Raw genomic sequence first — 23,971 nt, 5'->3', positions numbered from 1 at the left:
GACCGGACCGGCGTACGCATCGCCCCGGGCCAGGGACCTGGCTGCCCAGCCGGGCAGGACGATCGCCGTGCCGGGCCGTCCTCAGGTCCGGCCGGCGCCCGGCGGTGGCGGTGGCAGAGGCGGGAGCGGCTCGTCGTAGAGCCAGGCGTGCAGGAGCGGTCCGGTGGTGTGGGGGGCGTGGCGGGCGGCGTGGGCGACGAAGGCGCGGGTGTCGGCGCTGCGCCCGCGGTGGGCGTGGTGCCAGGAGCGCAGCAGGGTGAAGAAGCACTCGTCGCCCATGGTCAGGCGCAGGGCGTGCAGGGTGCAGGCGCCGCGGGTGTAGACGCGGTCGTCGAAGATGCGGTCCCGGCCGGGGTCGCCGAGCCGGAGGTTCTGCGGCCGGCTGTGCAGCGCGGCCCACTCGCGCCGGGCGATCGCGTCGGCCGGGTCCTCGCCGATGTGCTCGGACCACAGCCACTCGCAGTAGGTGGCGAAGCCCTCGTTCAGCCAGATGTCGCGCCAGTCGCGCAGGCTCACGCTGTTGCCGAACCACTGGTGTGCCAGCTCGTGCGCGACGAGTGTCTCCCAGGTGCGGCCGCCGTCGATGTGGTTGCGTCCGAAGACGGGAAGGGTCTGGTTCTCCACGGGTTCGTCGAGGTCGGCGTCCACGACGACGGCGCCGTACGTCTCGAAGGGGTAGGGGCCGAACCAGCCGGTGAACGCCTCGATCATGGCGGGCTGGCGGCCGAGGTCGTGGCGGGCGCGGTGGGAGAGGTGGGCGGGATAGGCGTCGCGTCCGGTGACGGTCCGGCCGGTCGCGCTGTCGCGGGCCCGCCAGGTGTCGTGGGCGAAGCGGCCGGTGTAGAGGGCGGCGAGGTAGGGAGCCATGGGACCGCTGTGGTGATACGTCCAGCATTCGGTGGCGCCGTCCGCACGGTGTTCCGCCAGTGTGCCGTTGGCGAGCGCGTGGTGGCCCCGGGGCACGGTGATCCGGAAGACGAACTCGGCCTTGTCGTCCGGGCGGTCGTTGCAGGGGAACCAGGAGGGGGCGCCGAGCGGCTGGGCGGCCACCAGCGTTCCGCCGTGTGCGTCGCCGGTGCGGTCCCAGCCGATCGCGCCGAACGGGCTGCGTACGGGACCGGGCCGGCCGCCGTAGGCGATGTCCAGGGTGAAGGGGGCGCCTGCGGCGAAGGGGTGCGGGGTGGGCAGGAGCAGCTTGCTCCGCCTCGTCCTGGCGCGGACCCCGATGCCGTCCACGCGGGCGCTGCGCACCGTGAGCCGTGCGAGGTCGAGTTCGACCTCGCGCAGCGGCCGGGCGGCCACGGCCCGGATGAGCGCCCGGCCCTCCAGGACGCCGGCCGCCGGGTCGTAGGCCAGGCGCAGCTCGTAGGAGGTGGTGTGGTGGCCGTACGAGCCGTGGCCGGGGAAGTACCGCTCGGCGGCGGGCTGCGAGAGGCGGTCGGCGGCGGTCGCCGCGAGCGGGCCGAGGGCGGCGCCGCGGATCAGGGCCCGCCGGGTGCACCGGGTCATGCCGCCTCCTCCGTCGGGAGGACGCCGTCGGCGCGGGGCGGGGTCGCACCGGCGATGGGGTTGCCGGCCCAGCGGGTGCCGCCGGGCACGGTTTCACCGCGCATCACGAGCGAGGACGCGGCGATCGAGGCCCCGGTGCCGATCGTGGTGCCGGGCAGAGCGATGCTGTGCGGGCCGAGGGACGCTCCGTCGGCTACGCGCACCGTGTCCATCCGCATGATCCGGTCGTGGAAGAGGTGGGTCTGTAGGACGCACCCGCGGTTGATGCTGACCCCGTCGCCGAGGCTGATCAGATCGGTCTCGGGCAGCCAGTACGTCTCGCACCACACCCCGCGCCCCACGCGGGCGCCCAGGCTGCGCAGCCACCAGTTGAGCGCGGGGGTGCCGAGGTGGGCTCCGGCTCCCCATGGCACGGCCAGCACCTCCACGAAGGTGTCGAAGAGCTCGTTGCGCCACACGAACGACGACCACAGGGGGCGTTCACCGGGCTGGAACCGGCCCACGAGCAGCCACTTGGCGAGGGTGGTCAGCAGACAGGCCGTCAGGCCGGCGGCCAGCAGGAGCGGAGCTCCGGCGAGCGCCGCCAGCGGCGGTCCGCCCGCGACCAGTGCGTCCTGCTCACCCAGCAGCACGCACTCGGCGAGCAGCGTGCCGAGGACGACGGGCAGCAGGCGGCAGGTCTCCACGGCCGCGCGGGCGGCCACCAGCCGCCGGGACGGGGCGAACGTCCGTGCCGGGTCGGAGTGTTCGGCGACCCGGGGCAGCGGCATCGCCGGGCGGCCGATCCACGACGTGCCCGCCCGGCCGTGGGCCGGTGCGTCGGACAGTACGCCGATCAGCGCGCGGTCGGGGACCTCGCGGCCGGGCCCGACGATGCCGGAGTTCCCGACGAACGCGCGCGTCCCGATGCGCACAGGTCCCAACCACATCCAGCCGCCGTGCAGTTCGTACGGCGCGACGAGCGTGTCGTCGGCGAGGAACGCGCCGTCCCGCACGTCCAGCAGGGACGGCAGGGGCAGCACGGTCGAGATCTCGGTACCGCGTCCGACGCGCGCGCCGAGCAGGCGCAGCCAGTACGGAGTGGCGAGGCTCGCGTAGAGGGGGAACAGGCCGGCCCGGGACTCGTCCAGAAGCCGGGTGACCAGCCAGGCCCTCCAGGCCACGGCCCCGTCCGCGCGGTGCGGGCCGGGGGTGATGGCGCGGCTCAGCAGACGCACGGCCAGGGCCGTGATCAGCATGCCGCACACCATGGTCGTGACCGCGAGGACAGGTGCGGCGACGAGCAGGCGCAGCGCCGCCTCGGACAGGGCCGGTGTGTGGCGCACCAGGAGGTAGGTCGCGAACAGGGCGGGTGTGGAGGCCAGCAGCGACAGCAGGGGCAGTCCGGCGAGGGACAGCGCGTAGGCCAGGTGGCGGCGGCCGCGCCGCCCCTGGGGCGGCGCGGGCCGTCCGCGGTCCGCCCCGCGCCCGGCCGCCTCGGCGGGCCGGGCGGGGGAACCGGTCCACACCTGTCCGTCGGGGACATGTGTGTCCAGGCAGCTTCCGGCGGTGAGTTCGGCGCCGTCCCCGACCGCGGCGCCCGGCAGCAGCATGCTGCGATGCCCCACCCGTGCGTCGGCGCCGACGCTGACGCGTCCGATGTGCAGGGTGTCACCGTCGAGCCACCAGCCCGAGAGGTCGGTCTCCGGCTCGACGCTGCATCCGTCGCCCAGGTCGGCCAGGCCGGTCACGGGCGGCATGGCGTGCAGCCGGACGTCCCGGCCCGTCGTGCATCCCAGGACCCGGGCGTACCGGGCGGCCCAGGGGGTGCCGAGCAGGGACGGCACGCCGAAGGCCGCCACGGCGCGCTCGGCGCTCCACAGCCGCAGATGGACGGTTCCGCCGCGCGGGTGGGGGCCGGTGGTGACCGAGCGGGTCAGCATGCGGGCGAGGGCCGCTCCGATCAGGCAGCGCGCCGGTGTGCTGAACAGCACCAGCCAGCCGAGGAGGACCAGCCACCACGAGGTGTGCGGGGTCCACGCGTGCGGGGCGAACCAGCCGAGGACGTCGTCGGCCGCCGCCAGTCCGACCAGCGCGCGCAGTCCGGCGACACCGTAGGCGGCCGTCTGGACGCAGAACTGGATCACCGAGGTACGCCTCGGGACCGGGCGGGCGGGCCGTACGGCGGCCGTGGTGGTGGCCAGGGAGTCGAGGTGGTCGGCCAGGTGCCGGAGCACGGGGTGCCGGTAGACGTCGGCGACGGAGAGGCCCGGGTGCCGCTCCCTGAGCATGGACGTCATCCGGGCCGCCGTGAGGCTGGTCCCGCCCAGGGCTGTGAAGTCGCTGTCCGGGCCGGGCCGCCGGCCGAGCAGTTGCTCCCAGAGGTCGGCCAGCCGTGCGGCCGTCCCGTGCAGGTCGTGCTCCGGGCGGCCGGTGCCGCACTCGTCCCCGTCGAGGGGCACGGGCCAGGGCAGGGCCGGGCGGTCGATCTTCCCGGAGGGACGGACGGGCAGGTCGGTGACCTCTGCCAGTACCGGTACGAGCGCCGCGGGCAGCCGCTCCGCCAGCAGTGCCCTGGCCCCGGCCGCGTCGAAGACCGGCCCTGCCCCGGCGGGCGGTGCGGGGACGACGTAGCCGACGAGCAGGTCCGTGCCGCCCGCGGTCGTCCTGACGGTCGCGGCCGCCGCCCCCACCGCGGGCAGGGCGAGCAGGGCCGCGTCGATCTCCCCCAGTTCGACCCGGCGGCCGCCGAGTTTGACCTGGTCGTCGGCGCGTCCGACGAACACCAGACCTTCGGGGTCGGCACGTACGAGGTCGCCCGAGTGGTAGGCGCGCGGTGCGCCCAGGGCGGGGCAGGGCCGGAACCGTTCGGCGTCCTTGACCGGGTCGAGGTAGCGCCCTGTGCCCGCGCCCGCGATGACGAGTTCGCCCTCCTGCCCGTACGCGACCGGTTCGCCGGCCGCGTCGACGACGGCCAGCCGCCAGCCCCGCAGGGGCAGTCCGATCCGTACGGTGCGGCGTGGGGCGAGGAGTGCGGCGCAGGCCACGACGGTGGTCTCGGTGGGGCCGTACGTGTTCCACATCTCGCGGTCCGGCGCGGCGAACCGGTCGACGAGGCCGGGCGGGCACGCCTCACCGCCCAGGATCAGCAACCGGACGCGCCGCAGCGCCTGTTCGGGCCACATGGCCAGCAGCGTCGGCACGGTGGAAACGGCGGTGATGCGCCGTGCGTCGAGCCAGGGGCCCAACTCGTGGCCCGCGCGCACCAGGGCGCGTTCGGCGGGGACGAGGCAGGCGCCGGAGCGCCAGGCCAGCCACATCTCCTCGCAGGAGGCGTCGAAGGCGACCGACAGTCCCGCCAGGACGCGGTCGCCCGGTCCCAGCGGACGTTCCCGCAGGAACAGGTCCGCCTCGGCGTCGACGAAGGCGGCGGCGGACCGGTGGGTGACGGCGACCCCTTTGGGCGCGCCGGTCGAGCCGGAGGTGAAGATGATCCACGCGTCGTCCTCGGGTGCGGGTGCGCGCAGTTCGCCCGCCGCCGCGCCGGTGGGCGACGGCAGACCGGCAGGCTGCGGGCCGGGGGTCAGGACGGCGCACACCCCCGCCTCGCGGAAGACGGTGGCGGCCCGCTCGTCGGGGTCGTCGGCGTCGACCGGTACATAGGCCGCGCCGCAGCTCAGCACGGCGAGGATCGACAGATACAGCTCCGCCGTGCCCGACGGCAGCCGGACGCCCACTCTGTCGCCGGGTCCGATGCCCCGGCGGGCCAGGCGCCGGGCGCGCTCGCGGACCTCGGCGCACATGTCGCCGTAGGAGAGTGTGTCGCCGCCGGTGTCCAGGGCGGGCGCCTCTGGATGCGTGCGGGCGGTGGTGTGCAGGACGTCGATCAGCGTGCGTGGGGACGGCGCGTCCGCGGTGCGGAAGAGAGCCCGGTCACCGGACGACATGTGCGGTCGGCCGAGCGGCTCGAATACAGGCGAAGACAATGCGGTGCCTCTGTCCGTGGTGCCGGGTGGGCGTCATGCCCTTGTCGGCCTTTCAGATGCCGGGAGATGCCAGGTGGTGCACCAATGAACGGCAAGTCATTCCGCACCGGCCCATGGGAAGGAATTGAGGAACCGTAGATGATGCGTTCTTCCGTGTTCGACCGAAAGGAAATAGCGAAGGGGGTTTCGGTGATCCGGAAAGAAAGCGGCGAGAAAAAGGGGCGGAAACAGTTCTGTTCAGGTAAGGAATTGTCGGCGGTTCCCGGTTTCGAGCCCGTGCCGCTGCCGTGCGAGGCCGGGCGACGTGGACCGGTGTGCCGCAGCCGGGCGGGGCCTTCGCTTCACGGGGGTTCCGTCGGCAGCAGGACGACCAGCCGGGCGCCGGGCCGGTTGTCCTCGACGCGGGTGCTGCCGTGGTGGGCCATGACGGCGTCCCGGACGATGGCGAGGCCGAGGCCGCTGCCGCCGGTGTCCCGGGCACGGGCGTCGTCGAGGCGGGTGAAGCGTCCGAAGACGCGTTCCCGGTCGGCCTCGGGGATGCCGGGGCCGTCGTCGGCGACGACCAGTCGCGCGGTTCCGTCGTCCGTGCGCAGGCTGACGTCGACCCGTGTGGCGGCGTGCCGCAGCGCGTTGTCCAGCAGGTTGCGTACGACACGGGAGAGGGCGTCCGCATCGCCCGTCACCCGTGCCGCGCCGACGGCGTGCTGGTCGACCAGGAGCCGGGTGCGCCGCCGGACGTCGCGCACCTCGGCGAAGACGATCTCGTCGAGGTCGACGGGCCGGGCCCGCAGCCGGGGGCGGGCGTCCAGTTGCGCGAGTCCGAGCAGGTCGTCCACGAGCCGGGTGAGCCGTTCGGTCTCGTGCAGCAGACCGGTGGCGAGGTGCTGCGCGTCGGTCGAGCCGGGATGGCGGGCGGCGATCTCCAGGCGGGTGCGCACCGTGGTGAGGGGGCTGCGCAGTTCGTGGGCGGCGTCCGCGACGAACCGGCGCTGGCGCCGTGTCGCGGTGTCGAGGCGGGCGAGCAGGTCGTTGAAGGTCGCCGCGAGCCGGCCGAGCGCGTCACCGGCGGACGGTACGTCGACGCGGCGGCTCAGATCGGAGGCGCTGATCTCGGCGGTCTGAGCGCGCATGGCGTCCACCGGCCGCAGCGCGCGCCCGGTGAGCAGCCACACCACGCCGGTGAGCAGCGCGACAATCGCGGGCACACCGGTGGCCAGGCCCACGACGAGCTGGTCGAGACTGTGGTCCACGCCCTCGGTGGGCACGGCCACGTACACGGTGAGCGGGGTGTGCCGCGTGCCCGCGGGGACGCCGACGGCGCGCCAGGTGCCGCCCTCGCCCACCGGGACGTCATGGACGGTACGGGCGTGCGGGGTGTCGGACCGGCTCGCGGGGAAGGTGAACGCCCGTGGCTTCCCCCGCAGGTTGGGCGAGCTGGAGCGCACGGCCCCCTTGCCGTCGACGACCTGTACGGCGACCTCTCCGTGGTCGGTCGCCGGTACCTCGGCGGTGATGCGGTCGCTGATCTGGTCGGACGCCACCAATTGAGCGCGTTCGAGCGCGGTCTGGTCGAGACCGCCGATCAGGCTGGCGTGGAGCCAGGCGACGAGCAGCACGGCGGCTGAGACCAGTCCGGCGGCGATGCCCACGGCCGCGGCGGCGGTCAGGCGCAGCCGCAGCGAACGGCGGGCCCACCAGGACCGGACGCCGGGGACCACCTCTCACCTCGCGCCGCCGCGCAGCCGGTAGCCGGCGCCGCGGACGGTCTCGATGGTCCGGCGGTCGAACGGAACGTCGATCTTGCGCCGGAGGTAGCCGACATACACCTCGACGATGTTGGTGTCGCCGTCGAAGTGCTCCTCCCAGACATGGGAGAGGATGTCCGTCTTGCTGATGACCTCGTCCTTGTGTCTGACGAGGTATTCCAGGAGCGTGAACTCCCGTGCCGTCAGGTCGATGTCCCGGTGACCGCGGCGGCAGCGGCGGCGTGCGGGATCGAGGGTGAGGTCGTCGACGGTGAGCACGGCGGGCCGGGCCGGTGCTCCTCGGCGCAGCAGGGCTCTGAGGCGGGCGACGAGCACCACGTAGGAGAACGGCTTGCTGAGGTAGTCGTCGGCGCCGAGGTCGAGGGCGTCCGCCTCGTCGTATTCCCCGTCCTTCGCGGTGAGCACCAGCACCGGCGTCCATATCCTGGCCGACCGCAGGCGCTTCAGCACCTCGTACCCCGACAGCGAGGGCAGCATGATGTCCAGGACGATGACGTCGTACCGCTCGTACTGTGCCCGCCACAGACCGTTGACCCCGTCGTACGCGACGTTCGCGACGAAGCCCTCCGCGGCGAGCCCTTCGGCGATGGCCCCGGCGAGCGGGCGCTCGTCCTCGATGATCAGCATCCGCATGGCGGCCTCTCCGCTCCACGATAACGCCGGACGGCGACGGCCGTTTCCGGAGAGGACACCCAGGACGGCTGGAGCGGTCCTCGTGTGCGCGGGTCACCCGCGCAGCGCCGAGTCCACCAGGTCGACGGCCAGGTCCCGGGTGTGCTGGACCGGCAGGCCGTGGTCGAGATACCAGTCGTCCGTGGCCTCCGGGTGGGGGCCGGTGACCGCTACGCGGCCCGCTCCGAACCTGGTCACGAGGGCGGCCGGGGCGCCGTTGTCGTAGACGGCGAGGACGGTGGCGTCGGCGTGCTCGTCGAGGGCGAACAGGGGGCCGTCCTGGAAGTAGAGGGTGCGGGGACGGCCCCGCCAGGTCACCGGGACCAGGGCGTCCCTGTCGTGGCGGACGGTCGCGCCCGGTGAGGAGATGTACCGGTCGGTGTCCCCGGGCAGCAGCCCGAAGCCCGGTGTGGCCCCTGCGAGATAGCCGCCGAGGCAGAACCCCAGGTAGCGGCCGCCGCCCCGGACGAAGGCACGTATGTCGCGGCGGTGCCGCCGCAGCTTCCGGTAGGCGGAGGTGAGTTCCCCGCCGCCGGGCTGGGCGTACAGCAGGGCCTGCGACAGGGACTCCGCCGAGAGCGGGAGCGTCTCGCGGGGGCCGGTGAACCGGACGGCCAGGTCCCACGGCCCGGCGTCGAGCATCTCGGCCACCGTCTCGGAACATCCGGGCAGCAGGGCGGCGGGGCCGCGGTAGACGAGGGCGAGGCGACGGTCCGGGGTGGCGGTGCGGGGGGCGGTACCGCGCGCCGTCATCCGGGGCCTCCGCGTCCTCCGGGACCTTCGGGGTCTCCGGGACCTCCGGGGTCTCCGCGTCCTTCGGGGTCTCCGCCGCGTACGTCCGCGGATCCCTCCGCGCCCGCTTCCGCGGGAAGCCCGCGCCAGGACGTTCCCGGTGCGAGCCGCTCGCCCTTCATCACCAGCGAGAGCGCGCCGAGCCGGGCGCCTGCGCCCACGACCGTGTCGTAGAGCACGATCGTGCGGGTGCCGACGCTCGCGCCCGGACCGACGCGCACCGTGGACATCTTCATCACCCGGTCTTCGAACAGATGCGTCTGGAGGGAGACGTTCATGCCGACGTCGGCGTCGTCCCCCACCTCGACCAGGTCGAACTCGGTCAGGAAGGTGGTGCCGATCCAGGTGCGCCGGCCGATGCGGGCGCCGAGCGCGCGCAGCACCGGTGGCAGGAACGGCGTCCCCACCAGGGTGCCGACGCCCCCCGGGACCGCCGCCGCCTCGAACAGACCGGTGACGAACTCCGTACGGCGCACGAACAGGCTCCACAGGGGCTCCACGCGCGGCCGGTACCGGCCGGCGACGACCCACTTGGCCGCGACGCAGAACCCCAGGACGGCCAGCGCCGAGCCCGCGGCCAGCAGCGGGGAGACGAGCAGCGGCGCCACCAGCCCGGTGCCGCGGCGGGCCGTCCAGGTCAGGGCGAGCAGGTACAGGAAGGCACCGGTGGCGAGTACCGAGGCAGGCACGGTGGCCCGGAAGAACTCGATCACCAGACGGACGAGCACGGCCTCGCGGGTGGGCCGGAACGTCAGCTTCTCGGGGTACGTCCCGCTGTCCTGGCGTACCGGCAGCCGCAGCGCGGGCGAGCCGAGCCAGGTGCTGTCGGCCGGGACCCGCTCGTCGGCCGGTACCGTGCCGACGCCGACGAGGCTGCCCGGACCGAGCCGGGTTCCGGCGGGCACGAGGGCCGCGTTGCCCACGAACGCGCGCCCGCCGACCTCGGTGGGGGCGAACGCCACGCGGTCGGCGGCGAAGGTGGCGACGCCGATGCCCGCCATGTCGGCGACGAACGAACCGTCGCCGAGGGTGAGCAGGTCCGGATCGATGTGCGACGCCGTGGAGACCTCGGCGCCGCGGCCGGTCCGGGCGCCGAGCAGCCGCAGCCACGGCACCGTGTAGAGCGTGGCGTACAGCGAGTTGGTGAGGAGCAGGCTGTGTTCGAGCAACTTGTCCGCGATCCATTTGCGCACGCCGAGCGCCGACCGCACCGGGTGGATGCCCGGCGGTGTCCTCGGCAGGACCAGCCGCTTGCCGAGGGCGACGACCAGGCAGGTCGTGACGACGAGGAGCGGACCGGACACCGCGGTGGCCACCAGTGCCCCGACGATGCCCGCGCGCGGCCAGGCCCACCAGAACAGCGCGACGCCCGGCAGGGCGGCGGCGACCACGGCGGTCTCCAGCAGGGCCAGTCCGAGCAGGACGGCGGCCACGTGCCCGGGCCGCCAGTGGTCCGGTTCACGGGGGTCGGCGCCGGGCGCGCTGCGCGTGCCGTCCGGGCCGACGCGGGTGCGCAGCATCGTCTCGACGAGCGGCGAGAGCGCCGCGACGGGACGGGCCGGGGATCCGGCGCGGCGCGCGCCGGCGGGGAGCGGATCGTACGGGCCCGTCACGGACTGCTCGCCGAGCGCGGCCCCGGGACCGAGGCGGGCACCGGGTTCGAGGACGGCGTTGGCACCGACGTACGCGCCCGCGCCCACGGTGATCGGGGCCACGGTGACGCGCCCGTCGGATACCTGCCACGGCCGCAGCGTCGCACCGTAGCCGATCGCGGCGTCGTGCTCGATGCGCAGCAGTGCGGGCAGGCCGACGAGGCTGGTGGCGATGGTGGTGCGGCGGCCGATACGCGCGCCGAGAAGCCTCAGATAGGGGCCCATCAACGCGGATCCGCTGAGCACCCGCAGCGGGCTGATCCCGAGGACCAGCACGTCCAGCGCCCACAGCCGCAGGAAGGTGGCCCCCCACAGCGGGTAGCGGCCGGGGCGGATGCCCGCCGCCAGCGGTCGGGCCAGGACGACGGGGAGGAGCCAGCGTACGGCCAGGTAGCCGGCCAGTACGGCGATCGTCGGCACGACGGCCCCCGCGGCCGAGGTCTGCCCGTGACGCAGGGCGTAGGAGAGCGCCACCGGGCCGGTGAGCAGGAGCAGCAGGCCGTAGAAGGCCATGGCCTGGACCAGTCCGGCGCGGGCGATCCTGGCACTGCTGTGCCGCAGGGGTGCGGGGCGCGGGGTTCCGGGCCGACGACCGCCGTCCGTGGCGGCGCGGGTGCGCAGACGTGCGGCGAGGGTGCGCACGGTGGGGTTCTCGTAGAGGTCGCGGAGAGTGGGGGCGGCTGTGCCATCGCGGCCGCCGTCGGGGTCGGGGTCGGGGTGGCATCGGCCTTCGCCGCCGCCGTCGCCGTCGCGCAGGAGCGAGACGGCGCGCGCCGCGAGCAGGGAATGACCACCGAGTCCGGTGAAGAAGTCCGCGTCGGCGGAGAGTTGGCCGGGAGCGATGCCGAGCACCCGCGCCCAGGCGTCACGTACCCTGCGTTCCGTCTCGTCCCTGGGCGCAGTCACGCGGCCCGTGCGGGCGGCGAGCCGGTGGCCGGTCGGCGCGGGCAGCCGCGCGCGGTCGGTCTTGCCGCTCGGCATGACCGGCAGACGGTCGAGGAAGTCCAGCGTCACGGGCACCATGTAGGCGGGCAGCGAGCGGCGCAGGCGCTCGTGCAGCCGGGCGGTGAGGGTGTCGTCGTCCTCGGAGCGGCACACGGCCGCGTCGTCGGGGCCGGGTGCGGGCGGGGTGCCGGAGGCCGGACGGGATGTGCCGGTGCCGTCATCGGCGCGCACCACGTACGCGGCGAGGACGTGGTCGCGGGCCTCGTCGGCATCGTCGTGCTCGTCGGCGCCGGTGCGGCGGGCGCCGGGCGGGGTGGTGAGGACGGTGGCGGCCTGGGCCACGGCGGGGTCCTCCAGCAGCACGTTGTCGATCTCGTCCAGGGACACCCGGTAGCCGCGGATCTTCACTTCCGCGTCCGCCCGGCCGAGGTATTCGATCTCGCCCTCACCGGTCGCCCTGCCGAGGTCTCCGGTCCGGTAGAGCCGGCCGCCGTGGGCCGCGGGGGAATGCTCGATGAAGCGGTCGGCGGTGAGATCGGGGCGGCCCACGTAGCCGCGGGCCAGGCCGGGTCCGCCGAGGCAGATCTCGCCGACCGCGCCGTGCGGCACGCGCCGTCCCCGCTCGTCGAGGAGGACGGCGCGGTACGTCGGCAGGGGCCGGCCGATGGTCACCGGCCGGTCCGGGAGCAGTTCCTGCCAGGTCGCCGTGACGGTGGCCTCGGTCGGCCCGTAGGTATTGAGGACACGCCGGCCGGGACGGCTCCAGCGCCGGACGAGTGAGGCGGGGCAGGCTTCGCCGCCCACGACGAGGGTGCGGACCCGCGGCAGGTCACGCGGGACGGTCTCCAGCAGCGTCGGCACGCAGTACAGGACGGTCACCTCGCGCTCCTCCAGGAAGCCGGCGAGTTCGACGCCGAGGTGGGCCGGGCCCGCCGGTCCGGCGACGAGCGCGGCTCCTGCCGTCCAGGTGGGCCAGATCTCCTCCAGGGAGAAGTCGAAGGAGAGGGACATACCCTGGTACACACGGTCCTGGGGCCGGACGCCGTAGACGGGGCCGACGACACGCAGGAAGTTGCAGATGCTCGACCGGGCGATCTCCACGCCCTTGGGCCTCCCGCTCGATCCCGAGGTGTACATGATGTACGCGAGGGGGTCGCCCGTACCGCTCGGGTCCTCGTCCGCCGTCCGGCGGACGGCCGGCAGCGTGGCGAGTTCCGCGGCGCAGGTGTCGGTGCGGACGACCCGGCGCGCCCCACCTGCCGCTCCGCGGTCCGTGCGGGCCGCGAGGGCGGACGTGGTCAGCAGTACGGCGGCGTCCACGTCGCTCAGGATGAAGGCGACCCGGTCCGGCGGCGCCGCCGGGTCGATCGGCACGAACGCCGCGCCCGTCTTGCACACACCCAGCAGCCACACGTACAGGTCCACGGAGCGGGGCAGCAGGATGGCGGCGCGGCTTCCCGGACCGATTCCGGCGGTGCGCAGGTAGTGGGCCGCCCGGTCGGCTCGGGCGTCGAGGTCGGCATAGGACAGCCGCCGCGTCCCGCATACGAGGGCGAGGGCCGCCGGGGTGCGGTCGCGTGCGGCCTCGAAGAAGCGGTTCAGTCCGCCGGTGATGCCTACGGGACTCGCGCTGTCCGGAGCGCCGGGACCGGGGGCCGGAACGACGGGCGTGGTGGTGACGGGCGTGGTGGTGGTGACGGGCGTGGTGGTGGTACGGGGAGCCATGGGCTTCCTTTCCCTCTGTCCGGGTTCCTCTGTCCGGGCTCCTCTGATCGGGACGTACTTGCTCGGGACGTACTGCTCGGCCGTCCGCCCCTCGGCGGGGCTTCCTGTGACTCCTCCAGCCTGGGCGGAGCTTGCTGAGAAGACGCTGAGAAGGGGGTGCCCTGGGCGGAAACGCGGCCGCCGCGGATTCCTCGGGTTCGCCGTGGCGGCCGGAGGCCGGCGCTCGAAGCCGGAGCCCACCGCTCCGACCGGTACGGACGGGACCTACATGGCCGCCGCCAGTTCGCGGACGAGGCTGGCGCTGACCTGGGGCACCTCGCCGTACTCCGGGTCGTCGCTGTCGACGGGGAGCTGGTGGAGCACCGCGGCGATGCGTGGCGGGAGGCGGACGCCGAGGCCCTCGTGGCAGCGGGCGATCATGTCGGCGCGTATCGCGTGGGGCAGGAGTGTGCCGGAGGTGTCCAGGACTTTCTGGACGCGTTCGCGTCGGCGGGTGTCGGCGAGGGTGTCTGCCTGTCGGCGCCAGGTCTCGGCGTCCAGGACCTCGCCCAGGGCGCGGTGCAGGAGGCTGAGGAGGGAGGCGGCGGTGTGGTTGCCGCTGCCGGCCGCGAACTGGAGCCAGAACTGGCTTCCGTCGCGGTGGCCGGAGATGTACAGGAGCGCTCCGAGGACGAGGGCCCCTTCGGGGTGGATGCGCCGGCTGTTGGCGAGCAGTGCCAGGGAGGCCGCGGCGGTGGGCATGGCCAGGATCAGGGCTGCGGCCAGGTCCAGTTCGTGGGCTGCTTGCTCCTGGTCGGAGGGGAGTGGGCTGGGCGCCGCCAGGAGCCGGGTCCAGCCGCTGTCCCGGTCTTCGGCGGACAGGGACCGCGGCAAGCGGTCCGCCTCGGCGTTGTGCTGGACCTCGGGGTCGGCGGGCTGGTACGTGTCGTGCAGGAGTTGCTGCCGTTCCGTGGTCACCGCTGTCCTCGCTGGTCTCGCTGGTCTCGCAGTGCTCGGGCGAGGCGGGCGAGGGCCTGGGACGCGGTGGAGCGGATGTTCGCCTCGGTGGTGTCCAGGTACTCGGCGATGACGCTGTCGGGGAGTTCGAGCAGATAGCGCAGGACCACGACGTCATGGCGGCGTTCCGACAGCCCCTTGATCGCGTCGTACAGGGCTTCGTGGACTCCCTGGGCCTCGGCGCGGTCCTCGGCGAGCTGGGCTGCCTTGCGGACGACCGCCACCCAGTCCGGCACCTGCACCTGCTCGTCGGCCGTCATCGCCCTCTCCGCCAGGGCGGCGCCGATCTCCTCCTTGACGAACGCCCAGGCGCGGAACGCCGGGACCGGTTCACGGAGCACGCGCGGCCACTGCCGCCGCAGGCGGCCCTTCATCCTGTCCACCGCGGCCTGTGCCGCGCTCTCGTCACGCAGGCGTGCTCGGGCGACCCCGAGCCAGGCCCGCTCGTGCGTCTCGCAGAACGCGTCGTACGTCAGCCGAAGGGCTGGTCGGACCGCCGCCCAGTCGCTCCCCGTCACGTGCCCATCCCCTCCCGGCGCCTCTTCTTCATGGTGGCGCCCGGCGCAGGCCGCCCGCAGCCGTTCAGGGATTCCCGGGCGGTGCGAGCGGCGGTCGGTGAGGGGAACTGGAGTCCCCCACAGGCACATTGGAGCGCATCAGCACGCCTGGTGTTCAGGCGTCACTCGCAGCGATCGTTATTGATCGGAAAATCAGGCAACTTGTATGATCCGATCAACACGACGCCTGTCTGGACGGTACTATCCGGTCATCGCGAGTCGCCGTTCCGGCCGGTGCGGCACCGGAGAGCGATATTCCGTCTGACGCGGTGGGCATAGTGACTGAGGCCGCGCCAGCCGGCCCGCGATCCGCCTGGGCGTGCCCCGGGACGCGAGTGCGGACCCTCGCGCGGTCGCGGGATCGGAGCAGTCCAGGACCCAGGGGGAGCGCATGGCCGCAGGAACCGCCCATGAGGACGCCGACGGGGATCCGGAGGTCAACCTGGACTTCCATGTGCCGCACTCGGCGCGGATGTACGACTACTTCCTGGGCGGGACGACCAACTTCCCGGCTGACCGGGAGGCCGCGGGGCGCGCGCTCGCGGTCTTCCCGTACGCGCGGACGGCCGCTCGCGCCAACCGCGGCTTCATGCGGCGCTCGGTCCGTCACCTGGCCGAGTCGGGGATCCGGCAGTTCATCGACATCGGGACCGGGATCCCCACATCGCCCAACCTCCACGAGGTCGCCCAGCAGATCGACCCCCGGGCGCGGGTGGTGTACGCGGACAACGACCCGATCGTCCTCATCCATGCCGAAGCTCTGCTGAAAGGAGCCCCCGAGGGCGTCACGGCCTATGTGCAGGCCGACGTGACCCAGCCGGAGGCCATCCTCGAAGCCGCCCGCAACCACCTGGACTTCTCCCAGCCGATCGCACTCAGCCTGAACGCCGTGCTGCACTTCGTACCCGAAGGCGCACACAAGATCACCGACGTGTTCAAATCCGCTCTGCCGAGCGGCAGCGCGCTGGCCGTCAGCCATCTCACGGCGGAGTTCGCCCCCGAGGAGACCTCCCGTCTCACCCAGGTCTACACGGCCGCCGGAACCCCCACGCGAGCCCGCGACCGCAACGAGTTCGCGCGCTTCTTCGACGGCTGGAACCTCGTCGATCCCGGCATCGTCCCCACCCCCCGGTGGCGCCCCGACGACAGCAGCGCCGACGAACCCGTCACCGACGCCGAAGCGTCCTGCTACGCAGCCGTGGCCATCCGCCCCTGACCCCCACAGCCGCCGGTGCGGGTCCGGGGAGCCCCGCCGTTTCACCTATCGGGGTGTGTCCGCCTGCTCGGCCTTCCGACGCCGCTTGTTCTTGCGACGCAACTCGTTCCTCGCGGCGTATGCCTCAAGCACGCTCCGGACGTACTCCTCCGCCGTCGCTGTATGCGGCGGCGGAGCATTCGTTGTCCACGCGTGGAAGAAGGAGTCCATGTGCTCTTGCAGTTGTCGCAGACGGGGTGTCCCGTCGGCGACGACCACGTGGACAGAGTCCTCGGCGCACGTGAGCAGCAACGGGCGCGCTGACCCGTCGAAGGCGTCCACGATGTCGTCGACGAAGGCCGGCTCGACGTCGTGGGCGAGGTCTTCCGCGGTGAAGCAGACGTACACCCACTGGTCGTCATCCACGATGATCAGCGGACTGCGCGGGACGTCCGTGCCGCTGACGGAGTGCGGCGCTTCTCCCACTCGCGAGTCTTGCCCACCCGGTATTCCTCGCACCTGCCGCAGGGGAGTCCGGGTTCGGCGAACTCGTACCCGTAGATGAATCCGGTGCCCCCAAGCCGCGAAGTTGACATCAATACTACAGATGCCCGGTGAGGCGACGGAGAGCCGAGGAAGGGGGCAGGGTCGGGCCGTGCGTCACGGGGCCCGCGCCACGGATCACTGGGTGCTCGCGGCGGGCCGGACGACGATCTCGTTCACATCGGTGCCGGGCGGCTGGCCGACGGCGTAGGCGATGGCCTCCGCGATGGCGGAGGCGGGCAGTGCCACGGCACGGTAGGTCTTCATCGCGGCCCTCGCCTCCGGATCGCTGATGCCGTCGGCGAGTTCGGACTCGGTCACGCCCGGCGAGACCAGGGTGACCCGGATGCTGCCGTCGGACTCCTGGCGCAGTCCCTCCGAGATCGCCCGGACGGCGAACTTGGTGGCGCAGTAGACGGCCGCCGTGGGCGAGACCTCGTACGCTCCGACGGAGGCGATGTTCACGAAGTGGCCGCCGCCCTGGGAGCGCATCGCGGGCAGGGCGGCGGCGATGCCGTGGAGCACCCCGCGTACGTTCACGTCGATCATGCGGTCCCACTCGTCGGTCCTGAGAGCCTCCAGCGGCGACAGGGGCATCACTCCGGCGTTGTTGACGACGACGTCGATCCGGCCGTACTCGTCCAGCGCCGCGTCGACGAACGCCTGTGTGGCGGACGCGTCGGTCACGTCCAGGGTGCGGAAGGCGGCGGTGCCGCCCTCCTCCGTGATCTGCGCCGCCAGCCGCCGCAGGCGGTCGGTACGGCGCGCGCCGAGGAACACCCGGTGCCCGTCCGCCGCCAGACGGCGCGCGGTCGCGTCTCCGATACCGCTGCTCGCCCCGGTGACTGCCACGGTCTTGCTGCCCCGCCTCATGCTGTTCCCTCCCGGCCGAACGGGGCGGCCCTGCACGAGTGCCGCGCTCCGTGTGTCGCCGACGGAGACATCCGCCGTCGGTCGCTTCCCCGAGTCTGGGCAGCGACCGACACGGCGACCAGGACACGCTGTGGCTGGGTGCGGCGCACCCGGTCACACGGTGGGTCTGCGGCGGGTGACTGTCACCCGCGTACGCCTGCACGGCCCGTACAGCGGCCGGTCCTGTCGGGCGGCCCCCGCGCCCGGCGCGGAGGCCGCCATGAGCCGACGGCGCCTGCGGGAGGCGCCGGCCCGGGGAGTGCGGGCGGCTACGGAGTCAGTAGAGCACCCAGAGGGAGATACGCCCGTTGTTGTCGACGCAGGTGGCGTCCTGGTAGTGCTTCTTCGCCTCGGGGATGTCCGCCTGGCACGCCGCCATGTCGGGGTACATCTCGGGTCCACCCGCGATGTCGTGCCAACTGGCGGCGGAGGCGGAACCAGCCGTCAGCGGAATCGCGACCGCGGCGGCAACGGCAGCAAGCCCGTAGGTCATTCGCTTGCGCCACGACTTCATGCATCTCTCCTCGTGTGAAGGCCGGACCCGGGTCGGGTCCCTTCGTGTCAGCTCAACCGGTGCCCGAGGAACCACCGGGCAGTCCTCACTTCACAGCACCGGCACCAGATCTCCCACCGGCACCAGGTCTCCCACAGGCACCGTCGGGCGGCGAGCGGGGGGCGCCCTTCGGGGCCACGGCGGTGTCGCCCGGACGCAGGTGCCGGCCGCTGTGCGGTCGGCGAGCCGGTGGAAGCGCGCGGCCTGCGCAAGGAGTCCGCGGGCGTGTGGCCTGTTCAGGTTTCGACACGCGCCCCTCAGCCCGGCATATCCCGCCTCGCAGGGGATATCAGGGAGTATGCCGAGAGCCCCCGGGGGCTCTCGACGTCGCCACACCAGAACGGAAGGAACACTCTCGTGGGCATCATCGCCTGGATCCTGATCGGCCTCATCGCGGGCGCCATCGCCAAGGCACTGACCCCTGGCAAGGACCCGGGCGGCTGCCTGGTGACGATCCTGATCGGCATCGTGGGCGGACTGCTCGGCGGCTGGCTGGGCAAGGTCATCTTCGGCGTCCACTCGATCAACGGCTTCTTCAGCCTCTCCACCTGGATCGCCGCGATCGTCGGTTCCGTGATCGTGCTGCTGGTCTACCGCCTGGTGACAGGCCGCTCGCGCTGACATCCGGTGCGATGACGAGGCAGGCGACGCCCACCGGCGTCGCCTGCCTCGTGTCGCGGGTCGACGGCCGGTGCGGCGCGGCGGGTTCGGTCGGCCGCTGCGCAACCCGGTCGGGCCGCCTCGCGACGCCGTCCCGGCCCCCGGCGGCCCGGCGGCCCGGCACACGCCGACCGGAGACGACCAGGGCAGGAAGTAGAATCGGACGGGCCGGGCGACGGCAGGCCATGACGCCTGACCGCGGGGATCGGTCAGTCACTGCCTGGGACAGCCGGTCCCGATGCGCAGGGAAAGCGGGATGGCGTGGACAGACTTACCGCCGTCGAGCATGCGCTGCGCGCGGCGATGCCGAACGCCCTGCTCGACATCGTCACGGTGGCTCTCATGGAGCACTACGGTGCCGTACGCGTCGAGTTGCGGCTGGCCGACTACAGCATGAGGTCGTTGCAGGCGGTCGAGACGGTGCCGTTCTCGACGGAGCCGGTCCTGATCCACAACAGCCCCCAGGGGCGGGCCTTCGGGGCCCAGGAACCTCACGTCGTCGCCGATCCCGACGGGCACGCGGTGACCGTGCACTTCCCGGTGACCATCCGGGGTGACCGCATGGGGGTGCTGTCCGTCACCCTGCCGGAGGACCGCTTCGTCCAGACACTGATCCCGGAGATGCAGCACATCTGCGACGTCCTGGGTCATGAGATCCTCGTCGCGGAGCGCGACACCGACCAGTACGTGCTGGCCAGGCGGGCCGCGCGCCTCACGCTGGCCGCCGAGATGCAGTGGCAGCTGCTGCCGGGGCGGGCCTGCTCCCGGCCCGAGTTCTCTCTCGGGGGCCACCTCGAACCCGCGTACTCGATCTTCGGGGACAACTTCGACTGGTCCGCCTCCGCCGACCATCTCACGCTGACCGTGACCAACGGCATGGGCGAGGGCATCCAGGCCGCTCTCCTGACCAACCTCGCCGTCAACGCCATGCGCAACGCCCGGCGTGCCGGACTCGGCCTGGCCGATCAGGCCTGCCTCGCCGACCAGGCCGTTTACGCGCAGTATCACGGTACGGCCCACGTGTCGGTCCTGCTGCTGCGCTTCGATCTCGCGACCGGCGAGGTCCAGGCCGTGGATGCGGGGTCCCCCCGGCTCTGGCGGCTGAGGGGCAATCATGTGGACGCCATGTCGCTCGACGCCCAGTTGCCTCTCGGCATGTTCGAGGACACGCCCTACGAGTGCGAGTACTTCCAGGTACGGCCCGGCGACCGCCTTCTCATCGGCAGCGACGGTGTGTACGACACCCCGTCCTCCGCGGGTGAGAAGTACGGAGAGCGGGCCCTCGCGCGGGCGCTGACCGCCACCCGGCTGCTTCCCCCGCCCCAGGTGCCCGGAGCGGTGCTGCGCGAACTCGCGGCCTACCGGGGAGAGACGCCGCTGGACGACGACGCGCTGGTCGTCTGCCTCGACTGGAACGGGCGGCCCTGAACCCGGGATGCGCGGAGCGGCGGCGAGCGTGACGCGTCGGGCCCGGTGATCCGGGCGGCCACCGCCGGATCCGGACCCGTGCGCCCACCGCCGCGGCCGACGCTCCGAGCAGGGTCCGCGGGTCGGCCGCGACGCACGGGCGGGCGGTCTCAGCCGGGGTGACACGCCCGGCGCCTCAGGCTGTCCTGCCGGTCCGGTCGGTGCGGCGGACCGGCGCGATGTCCTCCGCCGAGTCACGGAAGGCCGACAGTCCCTTGAGCAGGGCCACCCGGGACGAGCGGGGCATGGCCTCGATCACGGATCGCAGCACCTCTTCACGCTGTGCCCTGAGCTCGCGCAGATACGTCTCGCCCCGCTTGGTCAGGTGGAGCGTCAGCTCTCTTCGGCTGACGGGGCTCGGGGTCCGCTCGACGAAGCCGAGCGCCTGGAGCCGGTCGCACAGACGGCTGACGGACGGCGCGGAGGAGCCGAGCAGTTCGCCCAGCGTGCGCAGGTTGATGCCGTCCTGCCGCTCAAGGCTGTAGAGCACCCGCAGTTGCGAGGAAGACACCGGAGTGACCTGGACGGCGTCGCGGCCGCGCTCCCACAGCACTTCGAGGAGCTCGATGATCTCACAGGCCGCTTCGGCCGCTTCCCTGGACGGAGGCGAGGGGGAGGTGGCTTGTGGGTTCATGGCGTGGAGCACTCCGTTGGGATGGTCATCCCCGTCTCACGGGTCGAACCGGCTGGACTCGCCCCGCTTCCAGGGTCTGGTGTTGCGTCCCGCCCTCTGCTCCCGCAGCCTGACAGCCGCACACTCGTGGCCGCAACATCCGGAGCACAGGTGAACCATATCCTCCCACGGGCACCGTCCCACCGGTGACTGCGCGCCCCGGCCGGGCACTTCACGCGCTCGTCCGGCTGTCCGGCGTGGTGACCACAAAGACCGGTGCCCGTGGTCCCGCGCGAGCCGCTAGGTGCCCGAGTCCCCTGTCTCGATCGCCGGTTCCGGGTCGGCGGGCAGGTGGGCCGGGGAAGCGCCCGTGAGGTACTCGTAGGTGCCCGTGATCCGAAGGAGACGCTCCAGTCGCGGACCCGTCCGGTCCAGTTGGAAGCCGAGGCCGGCCTCGTGGGCGTCGCGGTGGAGCTGCAACAGGACGGCCAGGCCGGCGGAGTCGGCCGTGGCCACCTCCCGGCAGTCCAGCCGCAGTCCGCGTACGCCGTCACAGCCGCGCAGGGCTTCCCGGATCTCGTCGAGTACGTCGTCTCCGGTCTCGTGGTCCAGGTCGCCGACGAGAGCCAGGCACAGTGTGTCCGGGGCGGTGGAGGGCAGGATCCGGAGGAAAGCTGCGTCAGGGGTGGTGGGCACGGGTCGATTCCAACGTCCGGGGTCAGCAGTGGGCGGCCAGCTCGGCGCGCGCGGTGCCGAGGAGGCCGCGGGCGCGAGGAAAGTCGTGGAGTTGTTCGGTGAGCAGTTCGAGGCCCGGCAGCAGGGAGCGGGCCGGGACACCGCGGGCGGTGAGCACGTCGGCGGTCCAGGCAAGGAAGCCGGTGAAGATGTCGGCGTCGTCCACATAGAGGGCGGCGGCCAGGAAGTCGACGATGTGGGCGAGGTCCTCGGCCGTGCGTTCGCGTTGCTCGTCGTCGTAGTCGCGCATCGCGGGGAACCGCTGTTCCAGGCGGTGGAGGGTCTCACGTACGAGGCTGCGCGCGGAGCGGGTGACCATGGTGTATTCCTGGTCCGCCAGGTGCGGCAGGTCGTCGACGGCCTGGTGCGGCGGCCGGGGCCCGGTCAGGGGTCCGGCAGCGAGCCGGTCGGCGGCGGTTCGGGCTTCGGGCGCCCAGGCGTCGGCGCCGAGGCGGTGGGCGCGGCGGCCGTCGGTGCCGAAGGCGAGACCGCCGACCATGACCGGCGTGCCGACGGCCTGCACGGCGGTGATCGCCGCGTGTGCCAGGGGCAGGCGGGTGGGCAGGGCGGCCGACAGGCACACGGCGGTCGCCCCGCTGCGGTGGATCTGGCTGACCAGGTGCGCGGTGGGCACCTGGGCCCCGAGGTAGCTGACCTGCCAGCCGCGCAGGCGCAGCGTCTCGGCGAGCAGACGCGCGGGGAGCGCGTGCCACTCCTTGTCCACGCAGGCGACGGTCAGCGTGCCGCGCGGGGTGGCCGGGCGCGGCATGGGCAGGGCGGCGATGACGCGGTCGTTGATGGCGGTGGCGGCGTGCTCGTCGGCGACGCTCATCCGGTTGGCGGCCCATTCGGTGCCCACCTTGTGCTGGACGGCGCCGATGACGTCCAGCAGAACCGTCTCCGCCGCCAGCCCGGCCTCCAGGCAGTTGTGGATCACATCGACGGCCGAGTACTCGTCCGCCGCCCGGACGGCCGTCCAGAGCTTGTCCGTCCATTCCACGGCCCGCTCGTCACGGTCGGGGGAGGCGAGGCGGGCTCCGACGCGGTGGCGGACGCTCTCCCCGTCGCGGCCGGGGCGGGAGGTGGTCGTCATGTGGTGTACCTGCCTCGCGTCGTTCCGTCCACGGCGCTGAGGTGCGCTCCGCGGGGTGCGGTGATGGCCAGGACGGCGATGTCGTCGTGGCGCCCGTCCCCGATCCACTCGTCGGCGAGCATCTGGACACGCTCGACGACCGCTGCGGCGGGGATGCCGGCGCATTCGGCCAGGGCTCGCTTCAGGCGCTGTTCACCGAACATGGTGCCGCCGAGAGGCCCTCCCCTGGCCTCGGTGACACCGTCGGTGTACAGCAGGCAGGTCTCGCCCGGGGCGAGCCGTACATGGGCGGTGCGGGAGCTGATCGTCGGCATGGCTCCGATCAGAGTGCCCCCGGTGTCGGCTTCCTCCACCCGGCCGTCCCGTCGCACGATCAGCGGCGCGGGGTGGCCTGCCGACGTCAGCCGCAACAGCACGTCGCGGTCCTCGCGGCGTACGGAGGCGAGCACGAGTGTGGCGAAGCGCACCCGTTCGCTGCCGCGCATGGCGTTGTTGAGCCGCCGCAGCATCCGCGCGTGGTCGTCGGCCATCGGCAGCAGGGCGTGCAGCGTGTTGCGGATCTTGCCCGTGAGGACGGCGGCCTCCAGGCCCTTGCCCGCCACGTCTCCCAGGACGGCGAGGGTCTCGGGGCACTCCTCGCCGGGCGGGTGGACGTCGTAGAAGTCACCGCCGATCCGGTCGGTGTCCACGCTGGCCCGGTAACCTCCGGCGAATTCAACGCCCTCCACGTGCCGCGGTGTGGGCGGGAGGAGAGCGCGTACGAGGGTGTCCGCGACGGCGTTCTGCTCCGCGTACAGCCGCGCGGCCGACATCGCCGCACCCGCACGGGCGGCGAACAGCCCGGCGAACGCCTCCTCCGACTCGGTGAAGGCGGCCTCCTCCGCCCGGCGCAGCAGGATCAGCGCACCCGCCGGTACTCCGTGTCCGGGAAGGGGGGTGATGGCCAGTGACCCGACTGGAGCGAGGCCCTCAGGGATGAGCCAGTCCGGGGCGGTGGCGGGATCTATCCAGCGTGAGGGCACCGGCGGGAAACCGCGCAGCGCCTCGGCGAGTCCCGGTACGTCCTCGGGTTTGCTGGACACGGTGACCTGGGTGAGGCGCCCCTGCTGGTCGCAGACGACCACCGGCAGCTTGCGCGCTCTGCTCGGGGCGATGACGAGTGCGGCGTCGGCCAGATGTGCGGCGGCCAGTCTCGCGGTGACCTCCATGCACCGGTCCAGGTTCAGCGAAGCCAGCAGCGCGCTGGAGGCTTCCGCCAGGAAGCGGGTGCGCTCCCGCTCCGTGGCGAGTTCCGCCGCCACCGCCCGGTGGGCGGTCTCGTCCACCAGCCACCACGCCGTCCCGCCGTCGGCGAGGCTGGTCCTCTGCGCCGAGAAGTAGCGGTCGCCCACCTCGCCGCCGACGTCGCCGGGTTCCGCGGCGTGCTGTGCGGAGGCGAGCCAGGGCGGCGAGGACAGCGGCTCATGGACGCGCGTGGCGGGAAACAGGGCTGAGGCGGCGTCGTTGAGCTCCACGACCCGCCCCGCGCGATCCACGACCACCACCGGGTAAGGGGCAGTTGCCGGACTCACCGCGCCGACGGTGTTCATACCGGTACTCTCCGGGAGAGCAGTCATGGAAC

The 23,971-nt window shown here is 73.1% G+C and carries 18 protein-coding genes; 3 read left to right on the top strand and 15 right to left on the bottom strand.

Going from position 1 to position 23,971, the window contains the following annotated elements:
* Nucleotides 1-81: 81 nt before the first annotated feature.
* The 8 genes from B086_RS0108280 to B086_RS0108245 all read right to left on the bottom strand — a co-directional run bounded on the left by B086_RS0108280 (nucleotide 82) and on the right by B086_RS0108245 (nucleotide 14,540).
* Nucleotides 82-1,509, bottom strand: coding sequence for a M1 family metallopeptidase (locus B086_RS0108280; RefSeq protein ID WP_018565945.1), 1,428 nt, complete (start codon nucleotides 1,507-1,509; stop codon nucleotides 82-84).
* Nucleotides 1,506-5,435: a Pls/PosA family non-ribosomal peptide synthetase gene (locus tag B086_RS39505; protein ID WP_018565944.1), complete on the bottom strand. Its 3,930-nt coding sequence runs from the start codon at nucleotides 5,433-5,435 to the stop codon at nucleotides 1,506-1,508. The genes B086_RS0108280 and B086_RS39505 overlap by 4 nt, the downstream gene beginning before the upstream one ends.
* A 380-nt stretch (nucleotides 5,436-5,815) precedes the next feature.
* Nucleotides 5,816-7,192 (bottom strand): sensor histidine kinase, encoded by a 1,377-nt coding sequence (locus tag B086_RS0108270; RefSeq protein WP_018565943.1) that lies wholly within the window; start codon nucleotides 7,190-7,192, stop codon nucleotides 5,816-5,818.
* Nucleotides 7,193-7,195: 3 nt separating this feature from the next.
* Entirely contained in the window at nucleotides 7,196-7,873 is a 678-nt protein-coding gene (locus B086_RS0108265) for a response regulator transcription factor (RefSeq protein ID WP_018565942.1), read from the bottom strand.
* Nucleotides 7,874-7,966: 93 nt separating this feature from the next.
* Entirely contained in the window at nucleotides 7,967-8,665 is a 699-nt protein-coding gene (locus tag B086_RS0108260) for a BPL-N domain-containing protein (protein WP_018565941.1), read from the bottom strand.
* A complete protein-coding gene (locus B086_RS0108255) occupies nucleotides 8,662-13,026 on the bottom strand; it encodes a Pls/PosA family non-ribosomal peptide synthetase (RefSeq protein WP_018565940.1) in 4,365 nt (1,454 codons plus the stop codon). The genes B086_RS0108260 and B086_RS0108255 overlap by 4 nt, the downstream gene beginning before the upstream one ends.
* Nucleotides 13,027-13,290: 264 nt before the next feature.
* Nucleotides 13,291-13,983, bottom strand: coding sequence for a hypothetical protein (locus tag B086_RS0108250; RefSeq protein WP_018565939.1), 693 nt, complete (start codon nucleotides 13,981-13,983; stop codon nucleotides 13,291-13,293).
* Entirely contained in the window at nucleotides 13,980-14,540 is a 561-nt protein-coding gene (locus B086_RS0108245; protein WP_018565938.1) for an RNA polymerase sigma factor, read from the bottom strand. Before B086_RS0108245 ends, B086_RS0108250 begins: the two co-directional genes overlap by 4 nt.
* A 430-nt stretch (nucleotides 14,541-14,970) precedes the next feature.
* Here B086_RS0108245 and B086_RS0108240 point away from each other — a divergent pair, with 430 nt between their 5' ends.
* Complete coding sequence (locus tag B086_RS0108240) at nucleotides 14,971-15,795, top strand: SAM-dependent methyltransferase (protein ID WP_018565937.1); 825 nt, start codon at nucleotides 14,971-14,973, stop codon at nucleotides 15,793-15,795.
* A gap of 45 nt (nucleotides 15,796-15,840) precedes the next feature.
* Here B086_RS0108240 and B086_RS0108235 read toward each other — a convergent pair whose 3' ends face one another.
* The 3 genes from B086_RS0108235 to B086_RS0108225 form a co-directional block, all read right to left on the bottom strand.
* Nucleotides 15,841-16,200, bottom strand: coding sequence for a hypothetical protein (locus B086_RS0108235; RefSeq protein ID WP_158690372.1), 360 nt, complete (start codon nucleotides 16,198-16,200; stop codon nucleotides 15,841-15,843).
* A gap of 255 nt (nucleotides 16,201-16,455) precedes the next feature.
* A complete protein-coding gene (locus B086_RS0108230) occupies nucleotides 16,456-17,190 on the bottom strand; it encodes an SDR family oxidoreductase (protein WP_018565935.1) in 735 nt (244 codons plus the stop codon).
* 316 nt (nucleotides 17,191-17,506) lie between these two features.
* Nucleotides 17,507-17,743, bottom strand: coding sequence for a hypothetical protein (locus tag B086_RS0108225; protein ID WP_026252222.1), 237 nt, complete (start codon nucleotides 17,741-17,743; stop codon nucleotides 17,507-17,509).
* Between the two features lie 396 nt (nucleotides 17,744-18,139).
* Here B086_RS0108225 and B086_RS0108220 point away from each other — a divergent pair, with 396 nt between their 5' ends.
* A complete protein-coding gene (locus tag B086_RS0108220; protein ID WP_018565933.1) occupies nucleotides 18,140-18,403 on the top strand; it encodes a GlsB/YeaQ/YmgE family stress response membrane protein in 264 nt (87 codons plus the stop codon).
* Between the two features lie 300 nt (nucleotides 18,404-18,703).
* A complete protein-coding gene (locus B086_RS0108215) occupies nucleotides 18,704-19,870 on the top strand; it encodes a PP2C family protein-serine/threonine phosphatase (RefSeq protein ID WP_018565932.1) in 1,167 nt (388 codons plus the stop codon).
* Between the two features lie 175 nt (nucleotides 19,871-20,045).
* Here B086_RS0108215 and B086_RS0108210 read toward each other — a convergent pair whose 3' ends face one another.
* From B086_RS0108210 to B086_RS0108195, 4 genes are all read right to left on the bottom strand, one after another.
* Entirely contained in the window at nucleotides 20,046-20,543 is a 498-nt protein-coding gene (locus B086_RS0108210; protein ID WP_026252221.1) for a MarR family winged helix-turn-helix transcriptional regulator, read from the bottom strand.
* A 279-nt stretch (nucleotides 20,544-20,822) separates the two neighbouring features.
* Nucleotides 20,823-21,218, bottom strand: coding sequence for an STAS domain-containing protein (locus tag B086_RS39500; RefSeq protein ID WP_018565930.1), 396 nt, complete (start codon nucleotides 21,216-21,218; stop codon nucleotides 20,823-20,825).
* 22 nt (nucleotides 21,219-21,240) lie between these two features.
* Nucleotides 21,241-22,350, bottom strand: a complete 1,110-nt coding sequence (locus B086_RS0108200; RefSeq protein WP_018565929.1) for a cobalamin B12-binding domain-containing protein — start codon at nucleotides 22,348-22,350, stop codon at nucleotides 21,241-21,243.
* Entirely contained in the window at nucleotides 22,347-23,939 is a 1,593-nt protein-coding gene (locus tag B086_RS0108195; protein WP_234029275.1) for a PP2C family protein-serine/threonine phosphatase, read from the bottom strand. Before B086_RS0108195 ends, B086_RS0108200 begins: the two co-directional genes overlap by 4 nt.
* Between the last annotated feature and the right edge of the window lie 32 nt (nucleotides 23,940-23,971).

The sequence above is a fragment of the Streptomyces sp. PsTaAH-124 genome (assembly GCF_000373685.1).
In the GTDB taxonomy this organism is placed as follows: Bacteria; Actinomycetota; Actinomycetes; order Streptomycetales; family Streptomycetaceae; genus Streptomyces; species Streptomyces andamanensis.
The sequence above is the reverse complement of the archived record's forward strand: the minus strand, read 5'-3'. Positions and strand labels throughout refer to the sequence as shown.

Bases quoted from the DNA above. Each gene is read 5' to 3' on its own strand.
- B086_RS0108280 (WP_018565945.1), bottom strand. From the start codon at position 1,509: ATGACCCGGTGCACCCGGCGGGCCCTGATCCGCGGCGCCGCCCTCGGC.
- B086_RS39505 (WP_018565944.1), bottom strand. From the start codon at position 5,435: ATGTCGTCCGGTGACCGGGCTCTCTTCCGCACCGCGGACGCGCCGTCC.
- B086_RS0108265 (WP_018565942.1), bottom strand. From the start codon at position 7,873: ATGCGGATGCTGATCATCGAGGACGAGCGCCCGCTCGCCGGGGCCATC.
- B086_RS0108260 (WP_018565941.1), bottom strand. From the start codon at position 8,665: ATGACGGCGCGCGGTACCGCCCCCCGCACCGCCACCCCGGACCGTCGC.
- B086_RS0108255 (WP_018565940.1), bottom strand. From the start codon at position 13,026: ATGGCTCCCCGTACCACCACCACGCCCGTCACCACCACCACGCCCGTC.
- B086_RS0108240 (WP_018565937.1), top strand. From the start codon at position 14,971: ATGGCCGCAGGAACCGCCCATGAGGACGCCGACGGGGATCCGGAGGTC.
- B086_RS0108230 (WP_018565935.1), bottom strand. From the start codon at position 17,190: ATGAGGCGGGGCAGCAAGACCGTGGCAGTCACCGGGGCGAGCAGCGGT.
- B086_RS0108225 (WP_026252222.1), bottom strand. From the start codon at position 17,743: ATGAAGTCGTGGCGCAAGCGAATGACCTACGGGCTTGCTGCCGTTGCC.
- B086_RS0108210 (WP_026252221.1), bottom strand. From the start codon at position 20,543: ATGAACCCACAAGCCACCTCCCCCTCGCCTCCGTCCAGGGAAGCGGCC.
- B086_RS0108200 (WP_018565929.1), bottom strand. From the start codon at position 22,350: ATGACGACCACCTCCCGCCCCGGCCGCGACGGGGAGAGCGTCCGCCAC.
- B086_RS0108195 (WP_234029275.1), bottom strand. From the start codon at position 23,939: ATGAACACCGTCGGCGCGGTGAGTCCGGCAACTGCCCCTTACCCGGTG.